The 23,528-nt window shown below is 72.0% G+C and carries 17 protein-coding genes; 11 read left to right on the plus strand and 6 right to left on the minus strand.

Annotated features, from left to right (window positions below; translation table 11 throughout):
- Window positions 1-189 precede the first annotated feature (189 nt).
- Complete coding sequence (locus tag ACLBX8_RS16240) at window positions 190-1,581, plus strand: aminotransferase-like domain-containing protein (RefSeq protein WP_091680602.1); 1,392 nt, start codon at window positions 190-192, stop codon at window positions 1,579-1,581.
- 158 nt (window positions 1,582-1,739) lie between these two features.
- Window positions 1,740-2,249 carry a c-type cytochrome gene (locus tag ACLBX8_RS16245; protein WP_447715505.1) on the plus strand — a complete coding sequence of 170 codons (510 nt, stop codon included), beginning with the start codon at window positions 1,740-1,742 and terminating at the stop codon, window positions 2,247-2,249.
- Window positions 2,250-2,565: 316 nt separating this feature from the next.
- On the opposite strand, the gene ACLBX8_RS16250 is transcribed toward ACLBX8_RS16245, so the two are convergent.
- Complete coding sequence (locus tag ACLBX8_RS16250; RefSeq protein ID WP_091680607.1) at window positions 2,566-4,320, minus strand: ATP-binding response regulator; 1,755 nt, start codon at window positions 4,318-4,320, stop codon at window positions 2,566-2,568.
- Window positions 4,321-4,454: 134 nt separating this feature from the next.
- On the opposite strand from ACLBX8_RS16250, the gene ACLBX8_RS16255 reads away from it, so the two are divergent.
- The 5 genes from ACLBX8_RS16255 to ACLBX8_RS16275 all read left to right on the plus strand — a co-directional run bounded on the left by ACLBX8_RS16255 (window position 4,455) and on the right by ACLBX8_RS16275 (window position 10,064).
- A complete protein-coding gene (locus ACLBX8_RS16255) occupies window positions 4,455-5,216 on the plus strand; it encodes a response regulator (protein WP_447715506.1) in 762 nt (253 codons plus the stop codon).
- Between the two features lie 141 nt (window positions 5,217-5,357).
- The gene (locus tag ACLBX8_RS16260; RefSeq protein ID WP_020093134.1) at window positions 5,358-5,627 is read left to right on the plus strand and encodes a hypothetical protein; all 270 of its coding nucleotides are present in this window, start codon (window positions 5,358-5,360) and stop codon (window positions 5,625-5,627) included.
- A 15-nt stretch (window positions 5,628-5,642) separates the two neighbouring features.
- Window positions 5,643-5,858: a hypothetical protein gene (locus ACLBX8_RS16265; protein ID WP_447715507.1), complete on the plus strand. Its 216-nt coding sequence runs from the start codon at window positions 5,643-5,645 to the stop codon at window positions 5,856-5,858.
- Between the two features lie 244 nt (window positions 5,859-6,102).
- The gene (locus tag ACLBX8_RS16270; RefSeq protein WP_447715508.1) at window positions 6,103-8,430 is read left to right on the plus strand and encodes an ATP-binding protein; all 2,328 of its coding nucleotides are present in this window, start codon (window positions 6,103-6,105) and stop codon (window positions 8,428-8,430) included.
- Window positions 8,427-10,064, plus strand: a complete 1,638-nt coding sequence (locus ACLBX8_RS16275; protein ID WP_447715509.1) for an ABC transporter substrate-binding protein — start codon at window positions 8,427-8,429, stop codon at window positions 10,062-10,064. The genes ACLBX8_RS16270 and ACLBX8_RS16275 overlap by 4 nt, the downstream gene beginning before the upstream one ends.
- A gap of 129 nt (window positions 10,065-10,193) precedes the next feature.
- Here ACLBX8_RS16275 and ugpB read toward each other — a convergent pair whose 3' ends face one another.
- Window positions 10,194-11,579: a sn-glycerol-3-phosphate ABC transporter substrate-binding protein UgpB gene (ugpB, locus tag ACLBX8_RS16280; RefSeq protein ID WP_447715510.1), complete on the minus strand. Its 1,386-nt coding sequence runs from the start codon at window positions 11,577-11,579 to the stop codon at window positions 10,194-10,196.
- Window positions 11,576-13,921 carry an ATP-binding protein gene (locus ACLBX8_RS16285; protein ID WP_447715511.1) on the minus strand — a complete coding sequence of 782 codons (2,346 nt, stop codon included), beginning with the start codon at window positions 13,919-13,921 and terminating at the stop codon, window positions 11,576-11,578. The genes ugpB and ACLBX8_RS16285 overlap by 4 nt, the downstream gene beginning before the upstream one ends.
- A 209-nt stretch (window positions 13,922-14,130) precedes the next feature.
- Here ACLBX8_RS16285 and ACLBX8_RS16290 point away from each other — a divergent pair, with 209 nt between their 5' ends.
- The 3 genes from ACLBX8_RS16290 to efeB all read left to right on the plus strand — a co-directional run bounded on the left by ACLBX8_RS16290 (window position 14,131) and on the right by efeB (window position 16,765).
- Window positions 14,131-14,316 (plus strand): hypothetical protein, encoded by a 186-nt coding sequence (locus ACLBX8_RS16290; protein ID WP_020093140.1) that lies wholly within the window; start codon window positions 14,131-14,133, stop codon window positions 14,314-14,316.
- Window positions 14,317-14,557: 241 nt separating this feature from the next.
- Entirely contained in the window at window positions 14,558-15,445 is an 888-nt protein-coding gene (efeO, locus tag ACLBX8_RS16295) for an iron uptake system protein EfeO (protein ID WP_020093141.1), read from the plus strand.
- A gap of 78 nt (window positions 15,446-15,523) precedes the next feature.
- On the plus strand, window positions 15,524-16,765 hold the full coding sequence (gene efeB / locus ACLBX8_RS16300; RefSeq protein WP_447699059.1) for an iron uptake transporter deferrochelatase/peroxidase subunit: 1,242 nt from the start codon (window positions 15,524-15,526) through the stop codon (window positions 16,763-16,765).
- A gap of 95 nt (window positions 16,766-16,860) precedes the next feature.
- Here the strand turns inward: efeB and fixJ are convergent, their stop codons facing one another.
- From fixJ to ACLBX8_RS16315, 3 genes are all read right to left on the minus strand, one after another.
- On the minus strand, window positions 16,861-17,478 hold the full coding sequence (gene fixJ, locus ACLBX8_RS16305) for a response regulator FixJ (RefSeq protein WP_091978125.1): 618 nt from the start codon (window positions 17,476-17,478) through the stop codon (window positions 16,861-16,863).
- Window positions 17,468-19,021: a PAS domain S-box protein gene (locus tag ACLBX8_RS16310; protein WP_447698954.1), complete on the minus strand. Its 1,554-nt coding sequence runs from the start codon at window positions 19,019-19,021 to the stop codon at window positions 17,468-17,470. The genes fixJ and ACLBX8_RS16310 overlap by 11 nt, the downstream gene beginning before the upstream one ends.
- Before the next feature lie 114 nt (window positions 19,022-19,135).
- Window positions 19,136-22,474, minus strand: coding sequence for a PAS domain S-box protein (locus ACLBX8_RS16315; protein ID WP_447698953.1), 3,339 nt, complete (start codon window positions 22,472-22,474; stop codon window positions 19,136-19,138).
- Window positions 22,475-22,692: 218 nt separating this feature from the next.
- Here ACLBX8_RS16315 and ACLBX8_RS16320 point away from each other — a divergent pair, with 218 nt between their 5' ends.
- Window positions 22,693-23,454: a DeoR/GlpR family DNA-binding transcription regulator gene (locus tag ACLBX8_RS16320; RefSeq protein WP_020093146.1), complete on the plus strand. Its 762-nt coding sequence runs from the start codon at window positions 22,693-22,695 to the stop codon at window positions 23,452-23,454.
- Window positions 23,455-23,528: the final 74 nt, after the last annotated feature.

The raw sequence follows: 23,528 nt of genomic DNA on the forward strand, positions 1-23,528 counted from the left end.
CAACAGGCCGCCGCCGATCCCTGATCGACCGGCCTTGCGCCTGCCGATTGTATGGCATATCAAGCCATACAATCGCGGTTGAGACTGAGCCATCCGTCAGGTTTCCGGCGGATCGCGGCTTGTTACGAACACTGACAGATCTGGCCGCACGCTCAATGTATGCATACAGTGGTGGGATTACAGGGGTCAATGATGGAATCCTGGAGCCCGACAATCGCCGGCGACACGGGGCCCAAGTACCTCGCCATCGTCCGGGCGTTGGCCGAGGACATCCGGGCCGGCCGGCTCTCGCCGGGAGCGCGCCTTCCGCCGCAGCGCGCCCTGGCGAAGCACCTCAACGTCGATCTCACGACGGTCACGCGCGCCTTCAACGAGGCGCGCCGAACGGGCCTGATCGACGCGACCGCGGGCCGGGGCAGCTTCGTCCGGGCGTCCCGATCGCCGGCCGCGGAGATGCGCAGGCCCGATCCGTCCGGCAGCGTCGATTTCAGCATGAACATGCCGCCCCAGCCGGAGGCGGCGCGGCTGGCGGAGCGCCTGGAGGCGGGTCTGTCGCGGTTGGCCGGTTCGTCCACCTTCCTGGCCCGGATGCAGTACCAGGACAGTGCCGGGAACCTCGCCGACCGGGCGGCGGCGGCCCACTGGCTCGGTCAACGGCTCGGGGCGCTCCCGATGCAGCGCGTCCTCGTGGCCGGCGGTGCCCAGGTCGTGCTCGCCGCCGTGCTCGCCGCCGTCCTGAAGCCGGGCGACGCCCTCTGCGTCCCGGCGCTCACCTATCCCGGGCTGCGCATGGCCGCGGAGCGCCGCGGCGTCCGCCTCCTGCCTGTGGCCGGCGACGCGGAGGGGCTCGACCCGGACGCCCTGCTCGAGCGGTGCCGATCCGATCGGCCGCGGGCCCTGTACCTCGTGCCGACCCTCGACAACCCGACCACGGCGACCCTGCCGGCAATCCGGCGTCGGCGGATCGCCGAGATCGCCCGCACGCACGGCGTCGCCATCATCGAGGACGACGCGTACGGCGCCTTGCCCCACGACGCGCCGGCTCCCATCGCGTCCCAGGCGAGCGACATCACGTGGCACATCGCGACGCTGTCCAAATGCGCGAGTCCCGGCCTGCGCATCGCCTACGTCGCGGTCCCGGGGACGAACGAGGCGGTGCGGCTGGCGGCCGAACTGCGCGCCATCAACATGATGGCCTCGCCCCTCACGGCCGCGCTCGCCTCGCACTGGATCGCCGAGGGCGAGCTCGACGGCATCGTCGCGGCGATCCGGCAGGAGAACGAGCTCAGGCAGGCGGTCGCGCGCGAGACGCTCCGGGACCTGGACGTCTGGGCGCATCCGTGCGGGCACCATCTGTGGCTCCGGCTGCCCGATCCCTGGCGTCGCGGCGAGTTCGGCGCCCACGCGCGCCAGCTCGGCGTGTCGGTCGTCCCGAGCGACGCCTTCGCGGTCGGGGCCGCCCCGGAAGCGATCCGCGTCTCCCTGGGCGCGGCGCCGGACGCCGAGACGCTCCGGTACGGCCTCAGCCTGCTCGCGACGCTGCTGGCGCACCCGCCCGGCGCGATCTCCACCGTTGTCTGAGCCGGCAGAGGCGGCGCGAGCTTCCCGCGCTCGGCCAAGCTGCGCCGCCCGGTCGCGCGCCGCCCCGGTCGTCGGCTGGATCGTGCTCGGCGCGCCGCGCTCCCCAACGGCCGACCGGCCCATGCCGGTCCGACCCCTCTGACCGCGAAGGGAACGCGATGCTCCGGTGTCTCAGGCGGACGCGCCCGCGGATCCCGCGTCGTCCCTCGCGCGTCTCGGCACTGGCGCTGGTACTGCTCGCCTCAGCCTGCTCGGACGACGGACGGGAGCGCCGCCGCGCCCTGGGCGAGACCCCGACGTTCGACGACGTCATGCGGGTGGCCGACGCGGAGCGCGGCGGGCGGCTGTTCGGTCAGTGCGCCGCCTGCCACACGATCAGCCCGGGGGCGGGCGATCGGAACGGACCCGAACTCTACGGCGTGCTCGGCAAGCCGGTCGCCAGCAACAGCCGGCGCTACGGCTATACCGGGGCGCTCCGGGCGCTGGGCGGCGTCTGGACACCGGAGCGGATGGACCTCTGGCTCGCCGCCCCGGCGAAGCTGGCGCCCGGCACGAGCATGACCTTCCGCGGCCTTCCCGATCCCCTCGATCGGGCGGATCTCATCGCCTATCTCCGGACCCGATCACCGGGGGACGGTGACGCAGAGGCGCGCCCGTCGCGGCCTTGAGCGGCTCCCCGGCGGCATCGCGCGTCCTTCGCGACGCGATCGGAGCCGGGATCGTCCTGCCGGTCCAACGAAGCGCGCGGGCAGGGCGACGCCGTGCGCGTACTGGATCAGAGCCGGTGCGAGACCCGCGATCATCGACCAAGCGACGAGCCGGTCGGATCCGGACGCGGTTTCGTCATCCTGCGCGTCGCCATCGGCCGTCCCCTCGCGGACGCGGCCGGTGATCGGCCGGCTCGGAGCGGCGTCGTGGTCAAGCTCCTCTGCCGCCGGATTGCGCGACGTCTCGCGTGGCGGCACGGACTGACCCGGCGATCCCTCAGATCAGCCCGACGGATTCTTCCGGGAAGCGGATCGCGAAGACCGCTCCCAGCCCCGGACCGGCGCTCTCCGCCGTGGCGCGGCCGCCGTGAAGCTCGGCGATCCGACGGACGATCGAGAGCCCGAGACCGGTCGAGTTCTCGCCGCCGGTGGGCTTGGCCGACAGGCGCTGGAACCGCCCGAACACGCGGGCCGAATCCTCCGGCGAGAGGCCGGGCCCGTGGTCGGCGACGGCGCAGATCAGTTCCGCGCCGCGCGGGCCCGGCTCGCGGCTGACCCGGACCGTGATCGCCCCGCCCACCGGGCTGTACTTGATGGCGTTCGAGACGAGGTTGTCGAGGGCCTCGCGCAGGCGCTCGGCGTCGCCGCAGAGGAACAACTCGTCCGGGCCTTCGCAGACCAGGGTCTGGTCCTTCGCGTCGGCGAGCGGCCGGTCGGCCTCGCAGACCTCCCGGGCGAGGCCTGCGAGATCGACCGGTTCCCGGCGCAGGCTGATGTCGAGGGCGTCGTTCATCGCGTCGGCCATGAGGCTGTCGATCATAGTCGTCAGCCCCTTGGCGCTGGTGCGCACGTGCTGCACCTGCGCCCGCATCTGCTCCCGGTCGCCCTGCATGTCGATCAGGTCGGACAGCATCTCGGCGCGGCCGAGAATGACCGCCAGCGGGTTCTTCAGATCGTGCGCGATCGTGCCGAGGATCTCGGTCTTCAGGCTGTTGGCGCGCCGCAGGTCTGAGCGCTGCAGGTCCAGCCGGCGATTCGCCCGGATCAGCTCGGCGGTCCGCTCGACGACCCGCCGCTCGAGGTCGGCGTTGGTCAGCTGCAGCCGCTCGTAGAGGATGACGTTGTCGAAGGCGATCGACAGCCGGCTCGTGAACAGGGCGATGAGCGACCGGTCGGTCTCGGACAACTGGCGGTCGGCCTCGATCAGCGCGACGATCTCGCTGCCGCTCGCCGTGTGCAGATACAGGGTCGACCAGTGCTCGCCGAAGCTGTGCCGGCGCTCGGCGAAGGCGCGTTCGACGAGGGGTTGCACCCGCTCCTCCAGCGGCCAGCACGGCTCGCGGCCGGCGTAGTGGCCGTAACAGCCGGAGCCGGCCAGAACGCAGAAGCGCTCCTGCGGGGCGGCGGTCTCGCGCAGGACCAAGATGCCGGCGCAGGCGACGTTCAGGAGCGAGGCGACCTGGGTGAGGACACCCTCCGCCAAGCGCTGCATCGACTTGTGATCGAGGAGCATCGGCGCGGCGTCGATGATGATCTCGAGCCCGCGCCGGGTCTCGTCGAGGCGCTTGAGCTGCTGATGGGCGCGCAGGGCCGCGGTGAGGCTGGTGAACAGCTTGTCGGCGGTCAGCTCGGTCTTCGCCTTGTAGTCGTTGATGTCGTAGTCGACGATGATCCGCCGCTCCGGCGCCTGCCCGGGCTGGCCGGTCCTCAGGATGATGCGCACGGTCTCCTGCCGGAGCTCGCGCCGGATGTAGTCCACCAGCTCCAGCCCGGCATTGTCGGTCTCCATCACCACGTCGAGCAGCACCACCGCCACGTCGCGGCGCTCGGCGAGCAGCACCCGCGCCTCGGCAGCCGAACGGGCGGTGAGAATCTCCAGGCCGCGCCCGTCGAGGGTGTAGCTCGCCAGCGCGTAGCGCGTGCCGTCATGCACGGCCGGATCGTCGTCGATCACGGCGATCACCCAGGCTCCCGCGGTCGGCTGCGCCTCGTCGAGGTCGTCGGGGATCAGCGTGAGGGTGTCATCGTCCATGGCTATGACCTGAAATGCTGCTCGCAATCGGACGACTACGCTAGAAATCGTGTTGAAAACTTGTCACGCTACCGTGAGCCGATACGATTCCTGCATTCGTTCCAGAGCGAACCCGGAAAGTGCGCACCGCTGCGATGACCATACCAGACAGCCCCGCCCCCGGCGCCGCCCGCGGCGGTGCGGCGATCCCGTCGATCGCCGTGGTGGACGACGAGGCGGCGACCCGCGAGATGGTCGGGGATTACCTGAAGCTCCACGGGTTCTCGGTGGTCCTGTGCGACGGCGGGCGCTCCTTGCGGGAGCACCTCGCCGGCCACAGCCCGGACCTGATCGTGCTCGACCTGAACATGCCCGAGGAGGACGGGCTCTCCATCGTGCGCGACCTCAAGGCCCGGACCGCGATCCCGATCATCATGCTCACCGCCACGGCGAGCGCGATCGACCGCGTGGTCGGGCTGGAACTCGGGGCCGACGATTACTTGCCCAAGCCCTGCGAGTTGCGCGAGCTGGTCGCCCGCGTGCGCTCGGTCCTGCGCCGCGTACAGACGCCGACCGCCCCGCCGGCCCCGATTCCCATGAGCGGGCGCCGCATCCGGTTCGGCACGAAATGGCTGGAGCTCGACGCCCTGCGCCTCAGCGACGATGCCGGTCTGGAGCAGGCGCTCACCCGCTCGGAATTCGATCTGCTGAAGGCGTTCGCCGACAATCCGCGGCGGGCGCTCTCGCGCGAGCGCCTGCTCGACCTCGCGGACGCCCGCGACCCGGACGCGTTCGACCGTGCCATCGACGTGCGGATCAACCGCATCCGCAAGAAGGTCGAGCCGGACCCCGGCAATCCGCGCTACATCCGCACGGTGCGGGGGCTCGGATACATATTCCGGCCCGAGGGCGACTGATGCGACCCGGATCAATGTTGCGTCGTGATGGGGTGACGCAACAATTCACGCTCCAGATCTGGCTGAAAGCAATATCCGCGGTACGGAGCGTCCCTATCAGCGTGGCAGGACCGAGGGCCGGAGGTGCCCGGAGGACGGGCCATGCGACACGTGATCGGTACCTCGTCGGCCGCGGCTTTCGGCACGCTCTGCGTCCTGGCGCTCGTCGGCTGGACCCAAGCGGCCAGCACGGTGCCGATGCAGGCCAGCGGGGGCGCAAAAGCCTCCGCGGCGGCCCGTGACGGCGCCGCCTGTGGCGGGGCGGCCTGGCCGTACCCGCCCGGCGCCTGCGCGGGTGCCGGCCCGGTCGGCGACCCGGCGGGCCGTCGCGTCCGGCTCATCGCGGTCGACGCCGCGCCCGGCCGTCGGTGAGGGGCGCGAACCGCCATGCCGCACTTCAGCGACGACCCCGGTGCCGACGAAGATCCCGACCTGCTCGGTGCACTGCGCCGCATGCTGCGCGCCGGAGAACGCGCTCCGCGGCGACTGCCGACCTGCACCGAGCGGTTCGGCGTGCCGGCGCCGCGCGATCGCGCGCGTGACGCGCAGGATGCCGTGCTGGCCGGCCCGGACCCGCGGCCGCCCCGATCCCGACATCGCTGAGACCGCCCGTGGTGGATGGCTTCGACGCCGTCTCTGCGCGCGCAGCGAAGCGATCCGGCGGCGCCGTATCGGCCGGGCGCGCGCAGCCCTGGGTCGCTCCGCTGCGCGCGCGATGACGAGGCGGGCGGCAGCGACCGAAGACTGCGCGCGGACACCGGGTGATCCGGTCGCCGGAGCGCCGCCCGATTGCACCGCTCTCCGGCACGGCCTTAAGTTGCTGCCGGACCCCTATGTCGGGACGCGGATGCGGGTTGGACCCAAGATCGCCCTGGTCGGTGGCGTGCCGATCCTCGCCGCCGGCGCGATCGCCATGGCCGGCTGGCTCCTCCTGGCGCAGGAGGAGCGCGCCCGGCGCGGCGCGGTCCTGGCCGCCGACGTGTACCACGACATCGCCACCGCCCGCCTGGTCCGCGACCAGTACGCCGCCGCGGACGCGCAGGACCGGCCCGCCTACGCCGAGCGCTTCGCCAGCCTGACGGCACGGGCCGAGGCCGGCCTCGGCCGGCTCGCCGGCTTCGCCCGCATCGACGAGCAGCGCGCGCGGACCGCCTCGGTAGAGCGGGCGCTGGCCCGCTACCGGGGCGAGATGGACGCCTTCGTCCGCCGGACTCGGGAGAATGACGGCCTGATCCGCGAGATGACGCAGCGGGCCGACACCCTGATCGACCTCACCGACCGGGCGCGCCTGCGGCAGCAGGCCTCGAACGCCGACCTCGCGCGCTCGACGGCCGAGAAGGTCGAGGCGCTGCGGGTCGCCCGGGGCCTCGTGGCCCGCCTCAACGCCCTGAGAGCCCGCAGCGCGGAGAGCGCCGTGCTCGCCGCCCAGGCCGCGGCCCGGAGCGAGGCCCCCGCGGCCGGCCCCGCCGGAGCGGCGGTCTCGGAGGGCGACGGCCCGCGCGCGCAGGGCCTCTTCCGCGCCGCCAGCCGCGACCTCGCGGCGGCGCTGCGGGCCGACGGCCGGGACGCCGACGCGGAGGCCCTCGACGCGCTCACCGCCGAGACGGCGGGGTGGAAGCCGGACCTCCGCGCGAAGCTCGACGCCTGGATCGAGCGCACCTTGAAGATCGAGACGTCCGGCCAGGAGAGCCTGCACGACGAGGTGGCGCAGCTGCTGGCCTATTCCGTGGAGGCCAACGAGATCGAGCGCGCCACCCAGAACGTCGCGATCGGCACCCTCAAGCTGGGGCCGCGCACCGCGGGCGCCCTCCTGCACCGGGACGCGGCCCTCGCCGAGCGGATGCGCGACGAGGGCGAGCGCCTCGCCCGGAGCGCCGCCTCGCTGCCGATCTCGCCGCTGATCCAGGCCGAGATGGTCCAGGCCCTCGACGGGTGGCGCGGGCGCCTCACCACCACCATCGGGGGCCTGCGGCAGCAGAACGCCATGATCGTCGCGATGGACGGGCTCGCCGCGACGATGATCGACAGCGCCAAGGCGCTCAACGACGCCTTCGTGGAGGACGCCGACCGGTCCGGCGTCTTCATCCAGCGGATCCTGCTCGCAGGCGCCGCCGGGCTCCTGCTGTTCGGCGCGCTGGTCGTGATCCTCGTCGCCCGCTCGATCCTGGTGCCGCTGCGCGCCCTCCAGGGCGACATGGTCATGCTGACGGGTAACCCGGCGGGGGCGGCCGTGCGGGGCACGGCACGCCGGGACGAGCTCGGCGACATCGCCCGCGCCACCGCGGTGTTCGTCTCCGAGATCACCCGCCGGGAAGGCGCGCTGCGCCGGGCCAAGGATCAGGCGGACGTCGCCCTGGTCGAGCTGCGCCGGACCCAGGACAACCTCGTCCGCGCCGAGAAGCTCGCCTCCCTCGGGCAGCTCGTGGCCGGGGTCGCCCACGAGATCAACACGCCGCTGGGCATCGCACTCACCACCGGGACGCTCATGAGCGACGAGGCGCGGGCCTTCCGCACCGGCCTGTCTGCCGGCACGCTGTCGCGGTCCCGGCTGAACCACTTCGTCGACCGGGTCGAGGAGGGCGCCACCCTGCTCTGCACGAATCTCACGCGGGCCGCCGACCTCGTCCAGGGCTTCAAGCAGGTCGCGGTGGACCGCGTCAGCGACGAGAGCCGCAGCGTCGTGCTGGCGACCTGGCTCGACGACCTGCTGGCGAGCCTCAGGCCGATGCTGCGCAAGGGCGGCCATACGGTGGAGCGCGCCTGCCCCGCGGACCTCGTCATCGACACCAATCCCGGCGTGCTCGCGCAGATCGTGACCAACCTCATCGCGAACGCGGTCGTGCACGGCTTCCGCGCGGGGGAGCCGGGACGGATCACCGTGGACGTGTCGGAGCGGGAGGGCGGCCTCGTGCGGATGGAGGTCCGCGACACCGGTCAGGGCATCCCGCCGGAGCACCTCGACCGGATCTTCGACCCGTTCTTCACGACGGCTCGCAGCGCCGGCAGCACGGGGCTCGGCATGCACATCGTCCACAATCTCGTGACCGCCAAGCTCGGCGGCCGCATCGCGGTCAGCAGCGAGCCCGGCCAGGGGACCGTCGTGCAGGTCGACTTTCCCGCCCAGGGTGCCGGAGCTGCCGCCCGGCCGCGGACCGGCGCGATCCGGACGCCGTGAGGCCGGCCGCGGCATACCGCGCCGGGCAGCGCGCCCTGGCGGCCGGCTTCATCTCGGCGCTGATCCTGGGTCACGGCCCGGCGTCGGCGCGCACCTTCGTGTTCTGCTCGGAAGGCAGTCCGGAATCCTTCGATCCCGCCCGCGCCACGACCACCACCACGATGAACGCCGCGTGGCAGGTCTACAATGCGCTCGTGGAGTTCGCGCCCGGCACCACGACGATCCGCCCGGCCCTCGCCGAATCCTGGACGGTCTCGGAGGACGGCCGGACCTACGTCTTCGCTCTGCGGGACGGCGTCCGCTTCCACGCCAACGCGCGCTTCACCCCCACGCGTGCCCTGAACGCCGACGACGTGGTGTTCTCGTTCACCCGGCAGCGGCGCTCCGGGCCCGACGGCGCCGCGCAGGGCTTCACCTACTTCCACGATCTCGGCCTCGCCGACCTGATTGAGGCCGTCGACGCCCCGGATCCGCGCCACGTCCGCTTCCGGTTGCGCGAGGCCGACACCACCTTCCTCGCCAACATCGCGCAGGCCTTCGGCGCCATCCTGTCCGCCGAGTACGCGGCCGCCCTCGCGGCCGGCAACGCGTCGGACGACCTCGCCCGGGCGCCCATCGGGACGGGCCCGTTCGTCTTCGAGGGGTACCGGCCGGATCAGGTCCTCCGCTACCGCGCCTTCCCGGATTACTGGCGCCGCGCCGCGGACGGGAACGAGCCGGGCGAGCGCCCCGACGGTCTCGTCTTCGCGATCACGCCGAACGCGGCGGTCCGGCTGAACAAGCTGCGGGCCGGCGAGTGCCACGCCATGGCGTTCCCGGCGACCGGCGACCTCGACGCGATCCGGGCAGAGCCGGGCCTGACGCTGCTCGCGCTGGCCGAGCTGAACGTCGCCTATCTCGCCCTCAACACGACCCGTGCGCCCTTCGGCGACGTCCGGGTGCGGCGCGCGGTCAACCTCGCCATCGACCGGCGGGCGATCGTGGCGGGCGTCTACGGCGATGCCGGGATCCTGGCGCAGGGGCCGCTGCCGCCCGGGATCTGGGCCCACGACGCGGACCTGCCGGACACCCCCTTCGACCGCGGCGAGGCGCTGCGCCTGCTGGCCGAGGCCGGGCTCGCCGATGGCTTCGACGTGGACCTGTGGTATCCGCCAGTCAGCCGACCCTACAACCCGAACGGCCGGCGCGTCGCCGACATGATCCAGGCCGACCTCGCGCAAGTTGGCATCCGCGCGCGCCCGGTCACGCGTCCCTGGAACGCTTACCGCGCCGCCCTATACGGCGGAGAGCCCACGCTGATGCTCTACGGCTGGACGAGCGACAACGGCGACCCGGACAACTTCCTGAACGTCCTGCTCGGCTGCAAGGCCGCCCAGACCGGCGGCGCCAACCTCGCCCGCTGGTGCGACCCGGCCTACGACCGGCTGGTCGAGGCCGCCCGCCGCACCGGCGACCGGGAGGCGCGCCAGGCTCTGTACCGGCAGGCTCAGGCCATCGCCCGGCGCGCGATGCCCTGGGTGCCCCTGGCCCACACCAAGGTGCATCTGGCGCTCCGCGACGACGTGCTCGGCCTGACGATGGATCCCCTCGGCCGCCACCTGTTCGAGACGGTGCGGTTCCGCGACTCCCGCTGACGGCAACGACAGCGCCGTCCGTGCGAGCGGAGCGAAGCAATCCAGCAGCGCCACGTCCACTAACGGCGCGCATCCCTGGGTCGCTTCGCGGCGCGCGCGATGACGGTGTGGGCCGACCGCCCGCCACGCTCACTTCTTGGTCCGCTGCTGGAAGACCCGCAGCACCTGATTGCCCCGCGCCACGGCGTCGTCGAGGGCCCGCTGCGGCGCCTTCGCGCCGTCGAGCGCCGCCTCCAGTTCCTCGGCCCAGATGTCCCGGATCTGCAGCATGTTGCCCAGGCGCAGACCGGCGGTGTTGCGTGTCGGCGGCCGCCGGGTGAGTTCCTGCACGGCGACGTGGAGCTGCGGGTGCCGCTCGAAGAAGCCCTCCGCCACCGCGTCGTCGTAGGCGGCGCGCGTGGTGGGGATGTAGCCGGTGTTCCGGTACATCGCGGCCTGCTGCCGCCCGTCCATCAGGAAGGCCAGGAACCGGGCGACGCCGCGGTACTCGTCCGGCGTCTTGCCCTGCATCACGTAGAGCGAGCCGCCGCCCAGGATCGCGTTCTGCGGCTCCGGCACGACGTCGGGATAGAAGGGCATGGGCACGACCGTCCAGTCGAACCGGGCGGCGGTGGCGACCTTGCCGTACAGGCTGGACGAGGTGAGGAAGATCGCGCAGTCGCCCGAGACGAACCGGCTCTCGCCGCGATTGACGCGGTCGTTGTACTCGAACACGCCCGCGCGCTTCAGGTCGACGAGGTTCTGCAGGTGGCGGACCTGGAGCGGGCCGTTGAAGACGAGTTCGGCATCGTAGCCGTCCAGGCCGTTGGAGCGGGTCGCGAGCGGCCGGTCGTGCCAGACGGACAGCTGCTCGAGATGCACCCAGGTCGGCCAGGCGGAGGACAGGGCGCACCGCTTGCCGTCCGCCGCCTTGAGCCGCCGCGCGGCCTCGAAGACCTCGGGCCAGGTCGCCGGGGGCTGCTTGGCGTCGAGTCCCGCCAGACGGAACCGGTCGCGGTTGATCCACATCACCGTCGAGGAGACGTTGAAGGGGAGCGACAGCATCCCGCCCTCGGCATCCCGATAATTGGTGGCGACGACCGGCAGGAAGTCCTCGGGCGTCACCGAGAGCCCGGCCTCCCGCATCACGGTGGCGACGGATCTGACGGCGCCGACGGCGGCCGCCATGGTGCCGTTGCCGACCTCGAAGACCTGCAGCAGGTGCGGCGCCGCGCCGGTGCGGTAGGCCGTGATGCCGCTGCTGATCGTCTCGGCGTAGGAGCCCTTGTAGACCGGCACGACCCGGTAGTCCGGCTGCGATGCGTTGAAGGTCTCGGCGAGGCGGGTCACCAGCTCGCCGTTCGGCCCGTCCAGGGCGTGCCAGAACTGGATCTCGGTGAGGGCCGCGGCGGGCAGCGGGCGCAGCGCGGCGGGCAGCCCGACGAGTAGCCCGACGAGCAGCGTCATGAGCAGGCCGGCGCTCGGCAGCCTCGGGAGGCCGACGCCGCGCCGGGTGAGGTGCGTCGCGCCGCTCATGCCAGCCGCTCCGGTAGCCACAGCCGCAGCACCGTGCCGGCACCCGCGCTGCTCTGCAGTTCGACCCGCCCCTGGAGGCGGTTCACCACGAGGTTGTGGACGATGTGCAGGCCCAGGCCCGTGCCGCCGCGGGCGCGGGCCGTCGTGAAGAACGGGTCGAACACGCGGCCGAGGTCGGCCCCGTCGATGCCGCGCCCGTCATCGGCGATGGAGAGGCCGATGCCGTCCCCGGACCGGATCCCCGTGATGGTGATGCGGCCGCCCTCCCGATCCTGGAAGCCGTGCTCGATCGCGTTCTTGACGGCGTTCGAGACGACCTGCGCCAGGATCCCCGGCAGGGTGTCGACGACGAGATCGGGCGGGCAGTCGACCTCGAAGACGTGGCGGCCCGGCCGCGCCAGGGCGCGCAGGCTCTTCAGGAGCTCGTCGATCCAGTCCGCGAGGTTCAGCGGGCGGCGGTCCTCGATGGCCTGATCGGCCGCCACCTGCTTGAAGCTGTAGAGGAGATCGGCCGCGCGCATCAGGTTGCTGGTCAGGAGCTGCGCGCCCTCCCGCATCCGCCCGGCATACTGGGTCAGCCGCGACCGGGAGAGCTGGTTGTCCCCGACCATGCGCGCGAACGCGGCCGAGTCGGACTGGACCTGCGTCGCCGTGGTGAGGGCGATGCCGAGCGGGGTGCTGATCTCGTGCGAGACGCCCGCCACGAGCTGCCCGAGCGAGGCGAGCCGCTCGGCGCGGATCAGGTCCTCCTGGGCCTGCCGCAGGGTCGTGAGCGCGTCGTCGGCGCGCTGAGAGGCGTTGCGCCGGTCCGCCTCGCGGCGGCGGATCTGCTCCAGGAACGCGTTGGTCGCCCTGGCGATGTCGCCGAGTTCGTCGCGTCGGGTGAGCAGGTGACTGTCGCGGCCGATATCCTCGGGGGCGGGCGCGGCGGCGGCGGTGACGATGCTGTGCTGGAGCGCGTGCAGCGGCCGGGTGATCGAGCGCGCCACCGCGGCGGCGGCGCCGATCCCCAGGCACAGGGCGCCGACCGCCCCCACGACCAGCAACTGCCGGATCACGCTGCCGAACTGGTCGGCATCGTCGATGAAGGCCCGGCTCAAGGTCTGCGCGTTGGCGCTCATCGTGGCGGCGCGGCTGTCCATGTCGGCGATGGTCTCGTTCTGCTCGCCGATCTTCCCGATCGTCGCGGCGAGCTGCGTGCGCCACCCGTCGATCGCCTCCGCCATCTCGTCCCGGATGCTCACCGGGATGAGCAGCGTCCGGGACGTGCCCGACAGCTCCGCGCCCGCCTCCAGCACCCGCGACGCTTCCGCAGTATCCCGGCGCGCCAGGGCCGCATCCGTCCGCCGGGCCAGGCGCAGGGCCGTGAGGGCGATGTCCTGGGCGGAGAGCTCGGCCTCGTTCGAGAGGACCGAGTGACGGATCAGGAGCGCGACCTCCTCGTACAGCCGGTTCTGCCGGGTGACGTTCACTTGGACGAGCTGGTCGCACCACTCGACCAGGACGCGGCCGGCCTGGGTCGCGCGGGTCAGCTCGAAGCCCTCGGAGAGCACCCTGTTGAGGCCGTCCTCGGTCCGGCTCCGGTCGCGGTACGCCTTCAGGAGCTCCGTCGCCCGGTCCGCCGCCCCCGCTTCGCCGTCGACCCGCAGGACGCGGCGCAGCCGGTCGCCCACCGCATCGAGCTGCCGCAGGTCGGCGGCGAGCTCATCGAACTCGATCGGGAAGACCGGGCGGCCGATGCGCGCCCGGTTCAGCTCCGCGGTGCTGATCGCCTCCCGGAGCTCCCGGAGGGCCGTGACGACGCCCTGGTTCCGCTCCAGCTCGGCATCCTTGACGGCCAGGACGGCGATCAGCTGAGCGTTGTCCTGCTGCTGGCGCCGGCGCGCGACGTCGGTCAGCGCCACCAGGGCGTCCGCCCGCCGGGCCATATCGACGATCGTCGCGTTCGCCGTCCGCTCGGAGAGCAGGAGCGAGCGCATGCGCGTCACCTGCGAGTTCAGATCGCCCGTGACGGTCGCCACGAGAGCCGACTGGCCGCGGGTGCGCGCGAGACCCTCCAGACGTTCGAGCTGCCCGGCCGCCGTGGCGGCCCGCTCGTCGAAGCGTCGCTCGGCCTCGTCCCGCCGCGCGGTGCCGCCGCTGACGGCATCCGCCCGCGCCCGGTTCATCGACGTCAGCGTCTGTGCGGTCTCCGTCGCCACCACGGCGCCGGTCCGGGCCCGCTCGGCCTCGTAGAGCAGGATCCAGGCGCCCAGCGCGATGGCGGCCGCGACGAGAATCGGAATCGCGCCGACCACGAGGATGCGGCGCGCGATCCCGGACCTCCCCAACCCGCGGATCATCGCGCCGCGCACCGTGTCCCGCGCCCCGTCACCCGTCCCGCTCCCCGATCCGTCGCTGATTCCGCGACGACACAGTCCGTTATTGTGCCATCGGCGCGATGACTTCCCGAGAGCGCTGAAGCAACACGGGACGCAATATTCCCGCAGCACCGCTTGCGTAGATACCGCCCCGCACAACGGTCCTCGAAGGCCGAATGAGGGGAAACACCATGCTCGACGTCATCGCCCGCCTCCTGCTCTCGGCCGGCATCATGGTCGGCACAACCTACCTGCCGGCGCTCTCGCAGGCCGTCACCGGGCAGCCGGCCGGCACCCGGAGCTACGCCGCGGACGCGCCCGCCTGCCCGGTCAAGCCCGCGATGGCCGGGATCCGCGCCCGGTCCTGCCTGGGCTGACCGGTATGGAGACGCTTCCTCTGATCCTGCTCGTCGGCGGGAATGTCCTGCTCGCGATCGTGATCCCGCTCCTCGTCTGAGCGCGCCGCGATCATGCTCCGCGAGGCCGCCGGAAGGCCGGTCGACCAGGGCCCGCCGCGAACCGCCGCCGCGGTCGGCAGTTGCCCGCCGGTGAGGCCTCGATTAGCCGGTCGATGCGGCCGGCTCGGGCCGCGCCCCGTGTCACGATGCGCCGCCGCCCATGCCCGCGTCTCCAAGCCTCGCCCGGGACCGATCCCGCATCGCGGCCCTCGCTCTGGCGACGCTGATCGGCGTCGGCGATCCCCGCCCGGGCTGGTCCCTCGACATGCCGGACAGCCCGCGTCCCGCCCGGCCGTCCCGGCCGGTGCCGCCGGAGCTGGCCGCGGCCCTCGCGGCGTACAGGACCTACGTCGTGGCCCAGGCCGACGCCTTCGTGCGCGAGACCGCGCGCTTCGTCGCGGCGATCCAGGCCGGGCAGCTCGCGGAGGCGCGCCGGCTCTACGCCCCGGCGCGCGCGCCCTACGAGCGCATCGAGCCGGTGGCGGCCCTGTTTCCCGAGCTGATCAAGCGTCTCGACGTGCGCAGCGACGAGTTCGAGCTGCGCGAGCGCGATCCCGCCTTCGTCGGCTTCCATCGGCTGGAGATGGCGCTGTTCACCCTCGGCACCACGGAGGGGCTCGGCGAGGTCGCGGAGCGGCTCACCGCCGAGACCGTGACCCTGCGCGACCGACTCGCGGCGCTCGCCATCCCGCCCGCCCGGGCGGTCGGGGCGGCCTCGGCCCTGATCGAGGGGATCGCCGCCACCAAGATCAGCGGCGAGGAGGAGCGCTACAGCCGCACCGACCTGTGGGACTTCCAGGCCAATATCGAGGGCTCGAAGGTGGTGTTCACGCTCCTGCGGCCGCTGCTGACGGACCGGGACTTCGTGGCCCGGGTCGAGCGCAGCTACAAGCGAGTCGAGGACCTGCTCGCGCGCTACCGCAGTCCGGACGGCGGCTTCCAGAGCTACGACAACCTCACCGCCCGGGACCGCAACGCCCTGAAGGGGCCCATCACCCTTCTGGCTGAAGATCTGTCGACGCTGCGTGGCCGGTTGGGTCTAGACTGATATCATTGTCGAGGTGCCGCCCTGTGGCCTTTGTTCGAGGCTACAGGGGGCAACACACACAGACCTTGCCGAGCGATGATGCGTTTTCCGTCACCGGTCACCACCCGCCGCCAGCTTCTCGGCGGACTCGGAGCCGCCGCGCTCCTCGGCCCGGCCCGGGCCGAGGACGCCACGCCGACCATCGCCACGGAAGGGACGCTCCTCGCTCAGCCCTTCTACGGCCCCCACCAGGCCGGGATCGTCACCCCGCAGCCGGCCGCCGCCCTGTACGTCGCCTTCGACGTGCTGGCCGAGCGGCGCGGCGAGCTGCCCCACCTGTTCCGGACGCTCACCGAGCGCCTCGCTTTCCTGACGCGCGGCGGTGCCGTGCCCGATCTTCACCCGCAGCTCCCGCCGCGCAATTCCGGCATCCTCGGGCCGACCATCCTCCCGGACAATCTCACCGCCACCGTCTCGGTCGGCGCGAGCCTGTTCGATTACCGGTTCGGCCTGGGTCGCGCTCGCCCGCGCCATCTCGGGCCGATGGAGCGCTTCCCCAACGACGCCCTCGACCCGGCGCAGTGCCACGGCGACCTGCTGATCCAGTTCTGCTCGAACACCGCCGAGACCAACATCCACGCCCTGCGCGACGTCATCAAGGCGACGCCCGGCCTCCTCACGCCGCGCTGGAAGATGGAGGGCTTCCTCCCGCCCCACGTGGTGAAGACCATGGGGGCCGACACCGTGCGCAACATGCTCGGCTTCAAGGACGGCACCGCCAACCTCGACGTGCGGGACCTCCGGATGATGGACCGTTACGTCTGGGTCGGAGCGGGGCAGGACGAGCCGGCCTGGACGACGGGCGGAAGCTACCAGGTCGTGCGGATCATCCGCACCCTCGTCGAGCGCTGGGACCGCACGCCGCTCGGCGAGCAGGAGGCCATCATCGGGCGGCACAAGGGCAGCGGCGCGCCGCTCCGGCAGGGACACGAGCGCGACGTCCCCGACTACGCCGCCGACCCGGACGGCGAGGCGATCTCGCTCGCGGCCCATATCCGTCTCGCCAATCCGCGCCTGCCGGGCACCGAGGGCAGCCTGATCCTGCGCCGCAGCTACAACTATTCCCGCGGGCTGACCGCCGCCGGCCAGCTCGACATGGGCCTGCTGTTCGTCTGCTACCAGGCCGACCTCGCCGCCGGATTCATCACCGTGCAGAACCGTCTGTCCGGCGAGGGGCTCGAAGAGTACATCCGCCCGATCGGCGGCGGCTATTTCTTCGCTCTGCCCGGCGTGCCGGGGCCCGGCTCCTTCCTCGGGGAAGGCATGCTGGCCACGACCTAGACGGCGTCGACGCGGATCCCGGCTCGGACCACCGCCCCCGGATGCTGCGCCCGGGGCGCCCGAGAGACCGGCCGCCCGCGGGACCGCTCCCGCGCTCAGTCGCCGTCCGTCTGCCCCGCGATCAGGGCCATGCGGACGAGTTCGGAAAGGCTGCCGGCCTGGAGCTTGGACATGACGTTCGCCCGGTAGATCTCCACCGTCCGCGGGCTGATGCCGAGATCGAGGCCGATCACCTTGTTGGCCTTGCCGGCGATCAGTCCCTCCAGCACCTGCCGCTCGCGCTCGGTCAATTCGGCCAGGCGCGCCCGCACCGCGTCGCGCTCGGACGCGCGCTTGGCCGTCCGGTCCGAGCGCGCCAGGGCCGAGCGGATGCTGGCGAGGAGCACCTCGTCGTCGAACGGCTTCTCGATGAAGTCGACCGCGCCGGCCTTCATGGCCGCGACCGCGAGGGCGACGTCCGCGTGGCCCGTCATGACGATGACCGGCGGCAGGCTGCCCCGCTGACGGAGGCGGTGCAGGAGCTCGACGCCGTCGATGCCGGGCATGCGCACGTCGGTGACGACGCAGCCGACGCGCTCGGGCTCCGCCGCCAGGAAGGCGGTCGCGGAATCATGGACGCGGACGGTCAGCCCGTCGGTCGCTAGCAGGAAGGCCAGCGCCTGACGCACCGCGAGATCGTCGTCCACGATGTGCACGGGCGCGTCACTCGACATGAGCCATCTCCTCGCGGTCGAAGGTGCGCAGGGTGAAGCGGAAGGTCGTCCCGCCGTCCGGACCGGGTCCGGCCTGGATCTTGCCGCCGTGGGCCTCGACGATGGTCCGGCAGATCGACAGGCCGACGCCCATGCCGTTCGCCTTCGTCGTCACGAAGGGCTGGAAGAGCTGCTCGGCGATCTCGGGCGCGATGCCGGTCCCGGTATCCGACACGCGCACCTCGACCAGGCCCTCGGCGGGCAGCGCCCGCGTGGCGACGGTCAGGTCGCGCCGGGCGACGTCCTGCATGGCCTCGATCGCGTTGCGGATGAGGTTGAGCAGGACCTGCTGCACCTGGATCCGGACCGCCATCACGAGGGGCGCGTCCGGGTCGAGATCGAAGCGGACGCGCACGCCCTTCTCCTTGGCGCCGACGAGGGCCAGGGCGCTCGCTTCCTCGATCAGCTTCGGCAATCCCTCGATGTGGCGCTCGCTCTCGCCGCGCGACACAAAATCCCGCAGGTGCCGGATCACCTGCCCGGCTCTCAGGGCCTGGTCGGCCGCTTGATTCACCGCGTCGGCGAGCAGGGGCACTTCGGGGCCTTCCATGCGCCCGAGGAGGCGGCGGCAGCCCTTCAGGTAGCTCGCGATCGCCGTCAGCGGCTGGTTGATCTCGTGGGCCAGGGTCGAGGCCATCTCGCCGAGGGCGGTGAAGCGCGACATGTGCACCAGCTCGGACTGCAGCTCCTGCAGGCGCGTCTCGGTCTCGTTCCGCTCGGTGAGGTCGCGGATGAAGCCGGTGAAGTAGCGCTCGCCGCCCGAGCGCATCTCGCCGACCGACAGCTCCATGGGGAAGGTCGAGCCGTCCTTGCGCTGGCCGACCACGACGCGGCCGATGCCGATGATCCGGCGCTCGCCCGTCCGGAGGTAGCGGGCCATGTAGGCGTCGTGCTGGCTGCGGTACGGCTCCGGCATCAGCACGCTGACGTTCCGCCCGACCATCTCGTCCGAGCCGTAGCCGAACTGGCGCACGGCGGCCGCGCTGAACGACTTGATCTGCGCCTGCTCGTCGATGACGATCATCGCATCGGGCACCGTGTCGAGGATCGAGCGCAGGTGCGCCTCGCGCGCCCGCAACTCCTCGTCGGCCTGCTTCTGCGCGTGGATGCTGAAGACCACGCCCCGGTGCCGGCACGGCCGGCCGCCGGCATCGACCTGCACGCGCCCGCGCGAGCGTAACCAGTGAACGCGTCCATCGGGATGCACGGCGCGGAAGTCGATCTCGTAGCTTTCGCCGTCCGTCAGCGCGCGCCCGATCGCCGCCGCCCGGGCGGCGCGGTCGTCCGGGTGAACGCGCGCCTGGATCTCGTCCAGGGTGGTGAGACGGTCCGGCGGCACGCCGAACAGGCGGATGCAGGACGGGAGGATCGTGACGCGCCCGGTCGAGATGTCGAGGGCCCAGCCGCAGATGCCGGCCTCGTCGAGCGTCAGCCGCAGGCCTTCGGCGTCGAACGGGCCGCCGTCGCCGGTGGCGGGCGCGTATGGGTGTTCAGGCGTCGTCATGTCAGTCGCGCGCGGGGGGACGGCACCGTCATCATTCCGGGTCGTCGGCGCCCGTCTTACACCGCCGGTTGCATCAGCAAACAGCCGGAGGGCGCGCGTGCGCGCCGCAGCAGCTCACGGCGTCGCCGTCGCGCCCTGCTTCCGCGCGGTGACTTGCCGAAGCAGGCGTCCGAGCTGCTCGGCCGAGTAGGGTTTGTGCAGGACCGAGAATCCGTGCGCGCCGTCCTGCGCGAGGACGTGGCTGTAGCCTGAGGCCAGGAGCACCGGAAGCCGCGGCATCCGGCGCCTGAGTTCCTGCGCGAGGGCCAGCCCGCCCATCCCCGGCATCACCACGTCCGAGAACACGACGTCGAACTCCGTTCCCTCGGGTCCGAGCCGGTCCAAGGCTTCCTCGGCATTCGCCGCCCAGGTGGTCTCGTAACCGAGATCTTCCAGAATCTGCGTGGCGAAGGTGCCGACCTCGACGTTGTCCTCCACCACCAGAACGCGCTGGCCGGAACCGATGGGGGAGGCCGGCTCCGCGGGGGCGACGGCGGCGTACGGCGCGGACTCGGCCGCGACTTCGGGCAGGTAGAGCGTGAAGGTCGTCCCCGCGTCGAGCACGCTCTCGACCGCGACATCGCCGCCGGACTGCTTCGCGAAGCCAAATACCTGGCTCAGGCCCAGGCCCGTCCCCTTGCCGACCTCCTTGGTGGTGAAGAACGGCTCGAAGATCCGGTCCAGCACGTTCGGGGCGATGCCGGAGCCGGTATCGGTGAGCGCGATCGCCGCGAACGGCCGCGCGCTCGCCGCGTGCCCGCGGATCGCCGGCAGAGGGCAGGTGCAGGTCAATCGCAGCGTGAGGGTGCCCTCGCCGTCCATCGCGTCGCGCGCGTTGACGGCGATGTTCACCAGCGCCGTCTCGAACTGGCTCAGGTCGGCGCGCACGGCGCAGGAGACTTCCGGGATCGCGGTGACGACCCGGATCCGCGCGCCCGTCACCGTGTCGAGCAGTTCGGCCACGGCCCGCAACCGGTCGCCGAGGTCGAAGACCTGCGGGTCCAGGGTCTGGCGGCGGGCGAAGGCGAGAAGCTGGCCGGTCAGCTTGGCGGCGCGATCGACCGTGTCGGACACCGCGTCGAGGTAGCGGGCCTTGCGCGCCTCGGGCAGCTCGGGCCGGCGCAGGAAGTCGACGGACGAGCGGATGATGGTGAGCAGGTTGTTGAAGTCGTGCGCCACGCCGCCGGTGAGCTGGCCCACGGCCTCCATCTTCTGCGACTGGCGCAGCGCCTCCTCGGTCTTGAGCAGCTCTCCGGTGCGCTCGGCGACACGGCTCTCCAGGGTCTCGTTCAGCTCGCGCAGGCCGTCTTCTGCCAGCTTGCGGTCGTGGATGTCGGTCGATGTCCCGAACCAGGCGGTGATGGTCCCCCCGGGATCGCGCAGCGGTTCGGCCCGGGCCATGTACCAGCGATACGCGCCGTCGTGCCGCCGATAGCGCACCTCGATCTCGTAGGTGACGCCCCGCTCGCGCGCGTCCGCCCAGACCGCCGCCGTCCGCGCGCGATCGTCCGGATGCACCGCCTCGATCCAGCCATCGGGCAGCGACGCCTGCGTGTCGAGGCCGGTATACGCGCACCAGCGGTCGTTCAGGTAATGCAGGCGGCCGTCCGGCGAGGCGAACCAGACGAAGGCCGGCACGACGTCGGTCAGCGTGCGCAGCCGCGCCTCGGCCTCGCGGCGCTCGTCGATGTCGATGACCGAGCCGAAATAGCCGAGGAACGCGCCGTCGGAGGCGAACCGCGGCGACGCGGCGTCGAGCGCCCAGCGGTACCGGCCGTCCCCGTCCCGGAGGCGGTATTCGAGGCGGAACGACGCCCGGTCGGCGTTTGCCGCCAGGAACACCTGCTCGGAGTGGGCGCGGTCGTCGGGATGGATCGCGTCCAGCCAGCCGAGGCCGAGCGCCTCGGCCTCCGCCTGCCTGGTAAACTCGTACCAGCGCCGGTTGAGGTAGATGCACGCCCCGGTCTCGTCGGTGATCCAGGTCATCACCGGCGCGTCGTCCGCCATGGCGCGGAAGCGGGCCTCGCTCTCCCTGAGCCGCGCGTCGGCCTCGTGGCGGAACGTGACGTCGCTGGCCATCCCGAACCACTCGGTGACGGTCCCGTGCCAATCGATCAGCGGCACCGCGCGCGACAGCGTCCAGCCGACGCCGCCGTCGGCGCGCCGAACCCGGTGCTCGAGTTCGAACAGGCCCTTGCGGCTGACCGCGTCGTTGACGGCGGCCATGACCTCGGGCCTGTCGGCCGGATCGACGTAGCGGTCGAGCCAGCGCACGCTCGGCTCCGCCATGTCGGACAGGAAGCCGCGGCCGTGGAGCTGGCGCATCTCCTGCCAGTCCGGGCTCATGCGGTAGACCACGTCGGAGGTCGCGTGGACCAGGGCGCGGAGCCGCGCCTCGCTGAGCCGCAGGCTCGCCTCCGCGCCGACACGCTCGATATGCGCCCAGCAGCGCTCGGTCGCTTCGCGGATGAGCGCGAGCTCGGCGCGCGACCAGCGGTGGGGCCGCGCGTGGTGGACGGCCATCAGGGCGGCGAGCCGTCCGTCCTTCACCAGCGGCATGCAGATGGTGGCCGCGATCCCGATCGCCCGGAAGGCCTCGGCCTCGTGCGGGGCGAGCTCGGCGGCGTTGTCGTTGATGATGAGCGGCCGGCCGGCATTGAGTTCCTGGACGGCCAGGGCGCCGAAATCGGCGAGGCTGTAGTGCCCGAGGATCGAGGGCGCCGTCGGCACGTGCCAGTTGCCGCGGATGGTGAAGCCGTCGCCGTCCGGATCCATGTCGGCGTAGGCGCAATTCGACAGGTTCAGGTGTGCGCCGACGCAGCGCGTGGTGATCTCCAGGATCGTGCCGGCGTCGTGGGCGTTCGCGGTTGCCTGGCCCAGCTGGTCGAGGAAGCCGAGGCGGCTCTCGTTCTCGGCGATCCGACGCTCGCTGAGGACGCGCTCGGTGATGTCGCGCACCGTGGCGAGCGTGCCGATCGGCGTCCCGTCGTCGTCCAGGATGGGCGTGTAGTCGAGGTCCATCCAGACCGTCTCCGGATGCCCGTGTCGCCAGAGCTCCAGTTCCTGGGCGCGGAAGTTGAGCGGGCGACCGGACAGGCCGCTGGCGATCACGTGCGCGTTGAAGGTGCGGGCTTCCGGCCAGAGTTCCAGGAGACGCCCGCCGAGGGCCTCCGGATGGCGCGGGCCGCAGACCTCCGCGTAGCCCCGGTTGTAGACCAGGATCCCGTCGCTTCCCCAGATCGCCACCGTCGGGACCGGCGAGAGCAGCAGGGTCTGGACGATGGTCCGGACGGGCGCGGGCCAGGAGGCGATGGCCCCGAGCGGCGTCGCCGCCCAGTCATGATCGCGGATCAGGTCGCCGAGATCTCCGCCTCCGACCGGAGACCAGTTCTGCGGGACGGCCGCGCGCGTCATCGATGCGAATACCGAAACCGTTCCATCGCGGCGCTTGTCGACGCGCGGGTGCGCATCGTCAACATCCGCCGGGCCGGGCCGCGGGGTCCGGACGTTTCCTCCCGGAGGTGAATCCGCTAGGCGTGAAGGCCGGTTCAGAGCGCGCCTTCGCTTTCCGGCATCGTTCGCGCGTTCGCACCGAAACCGGTTTCGTTTTCGCCGCGCGGAGGTCTGAAGGCATGCTCTCGGAGCGTCAGAACGCGATCATGGACGTCGCCCGGACCGAGGGGCGCGTCTCGGTCGATGCCCTGTCCGGCCGGTTCGCGGTCAGCGTGCAGACCATCCGGAAGGACCTGAATGACCTGTGCGACGCGCGCCTCCTCTCGCGCATCCACGGCGGGGCGGTGCTCGGCGCGGGCGCCGAGAACCTCGACTACGAGGCACGCAACGCGATCGCGGCGCCCGAGAAGGCGGCGATCGCGCGCGCGGCCGCCGACCTGATCCCGGACCGCTCCTCGCTGTTCATCAATATCGGCACCACCACCGAGGCCGTCGCCCGGGCGCTGCTGAGCCATTCCGGCCTCATGGTCATCACCAACAACCTCAACGTCGCGCTCGCCCTGCGGCCCAGCCCGGAGATCGAGTGCATCGTGGCGGGTGGCCTGATCCGCCGCTCGGACGGGGGGATCGTCGGGGAGGCGGCGGTGGATTTCATCCGCCAGTTCAAGGTCGATTTCGCGGTGATCGGGGCCTCGGCTATCGACGAGGACGGGGCCCTCCTCGACTTCGACTATCGCGAGGTCCGGGTCGCGCAGGCGATCATCGCCAACGCGCGCCACGTCGTGCTGGTCGCCGATTCCACCAAGTTCGAGCGCAGCGCGCCGGTCCGGCTCGCCCAACTCAGCCAGGTCGGCACCTTCGTGACCGATCGCTGCCCGAGCGACACGCTGCGCGACCTGTGCCGCGCGTCCGGAGTGCGGCTCGTCGAAACCGGTCGCTGAGCGTATTGGTTTCGATTGACTTTCCTTTGGTTTCGTATTCAATTCCTCTGCTTTCGCAGCCGCGCGTCCGACGC

Source organism: Methylobacterium sp. D48H, from assembly GCF_053345715.1.

Bases quoted from the DNA above. Each gene is read 5' to 3' on its own strand.
- ACLBX8_RS16240 (WP_091680602.1), top strand. From the start codon at position 190: ATGATGGAATCCTGGAGCCCGACAATCGCCGGCGACACGGGGCCCAAG.
- ACLBX8_RS16245 (WP_447715505.1), top strand. From the start codon at position 1,740: ATGCTCCGGTGTCTCAGGCGGACGCGCCCGCGGATCCCGCGTCGTCCC.
- ACLBX8_RS16250 (WP_091680607.1), bottom strand. From the start codon at position 4,320: ATGGACGATGACACCCTCACGCTGATCCCCGACGACCTCGACGAGGCG.
- ACLBX8_RS16255 (WP_447715506.1), top strand. From the start codon at position 4,455: ATGACCATACCAGACAGCCCCGCCCCCGGCGCCGCCCGCGGCGGTGCG.
- ACLBX8_RS16260 (WP_020093134.1), top strand. From the start codon at position 5,358: ATGCGACACGTGATCGGTACCTCGTCGGCCGCGGCTTTCGGCACGCTC.
- ACLBX8_RS16265 (WP_447715507.1), top strand. From the start codon at position 5,643: ATGCCGCACTTCAGCGACGACCCCGGTGCCGACGAAGATCCCGACCTG.
- ACLBX8_RS16270 (WP_447715508.1), top strand. From the start codon at position 6,103: ATGCGGGTTGGACCCAAGATCGCCCTGGTCGGTGGCGTGCCGATCCTC.
- ugpB (WP_447715510.1), bottom strand. From the start codon at position 11,579: ATGAGCGGCGCGACGCACCTCACCCGGCGCGGCGTCGGCCTCCCGAGG.
- ACLBX8_RS16285 (WP_447715511.1), bottom strand. From the start codon at position 13,921: ATGATCCGCGGGTTGGGGAGGTCCGGGATCGCGCGCCGCATCCTCGTG.
- ACLBX8_RS16290 (WP_020093140.1), top strand. From the start codon at position 14,131: ATGCTCGACGTCATCGCCCGCCTCCTGCTCTCGGCCGGCATCATGGTC.
- efeO (WP_020093141.1), top strand. From the start codon at position 14,558: ATGCCCGCGTCTCCAAGCCTCGCCCGGGACCGATCCCGCATCGCGGCC.
- efeB (WP_447699059.1), top strand. From the start codon at position 15,524: ATGCGTTTTCCGTCACCGGTCACCACCCGCCGCCAGCTTCTCGGCGGA.
- fixJ (WP_091978125.1), bottom strand. From the start codon at position 17,478: ATGTCGAGTGACGCGCCCGTGCACATCGTGGACGACGATCTCGCGGTG.
- ACLBX8_RS16310 (WP_447698954.1), bottom strand. From the start codon at position 19,021: ATGACGACGCCTGAACACCCATACGCGCCCGCCACCGGCGACGGCGGC.
- ACLBX8_RS16315 (WP_447698953.1), bottom strand. From the start codon at position 22,474: ATGACGCGCGCGGCCGTCCCGCAGAACTGGTCTCCGGTCGGAGGCGGA.
- ACLBX8_RS16320 (WP_020093146.1), top strand. From the start codon at position 22,693: ATGCTCTCGGAGCGTCAGAACGCGATCATGGACGTCGCCCGGACCGAG.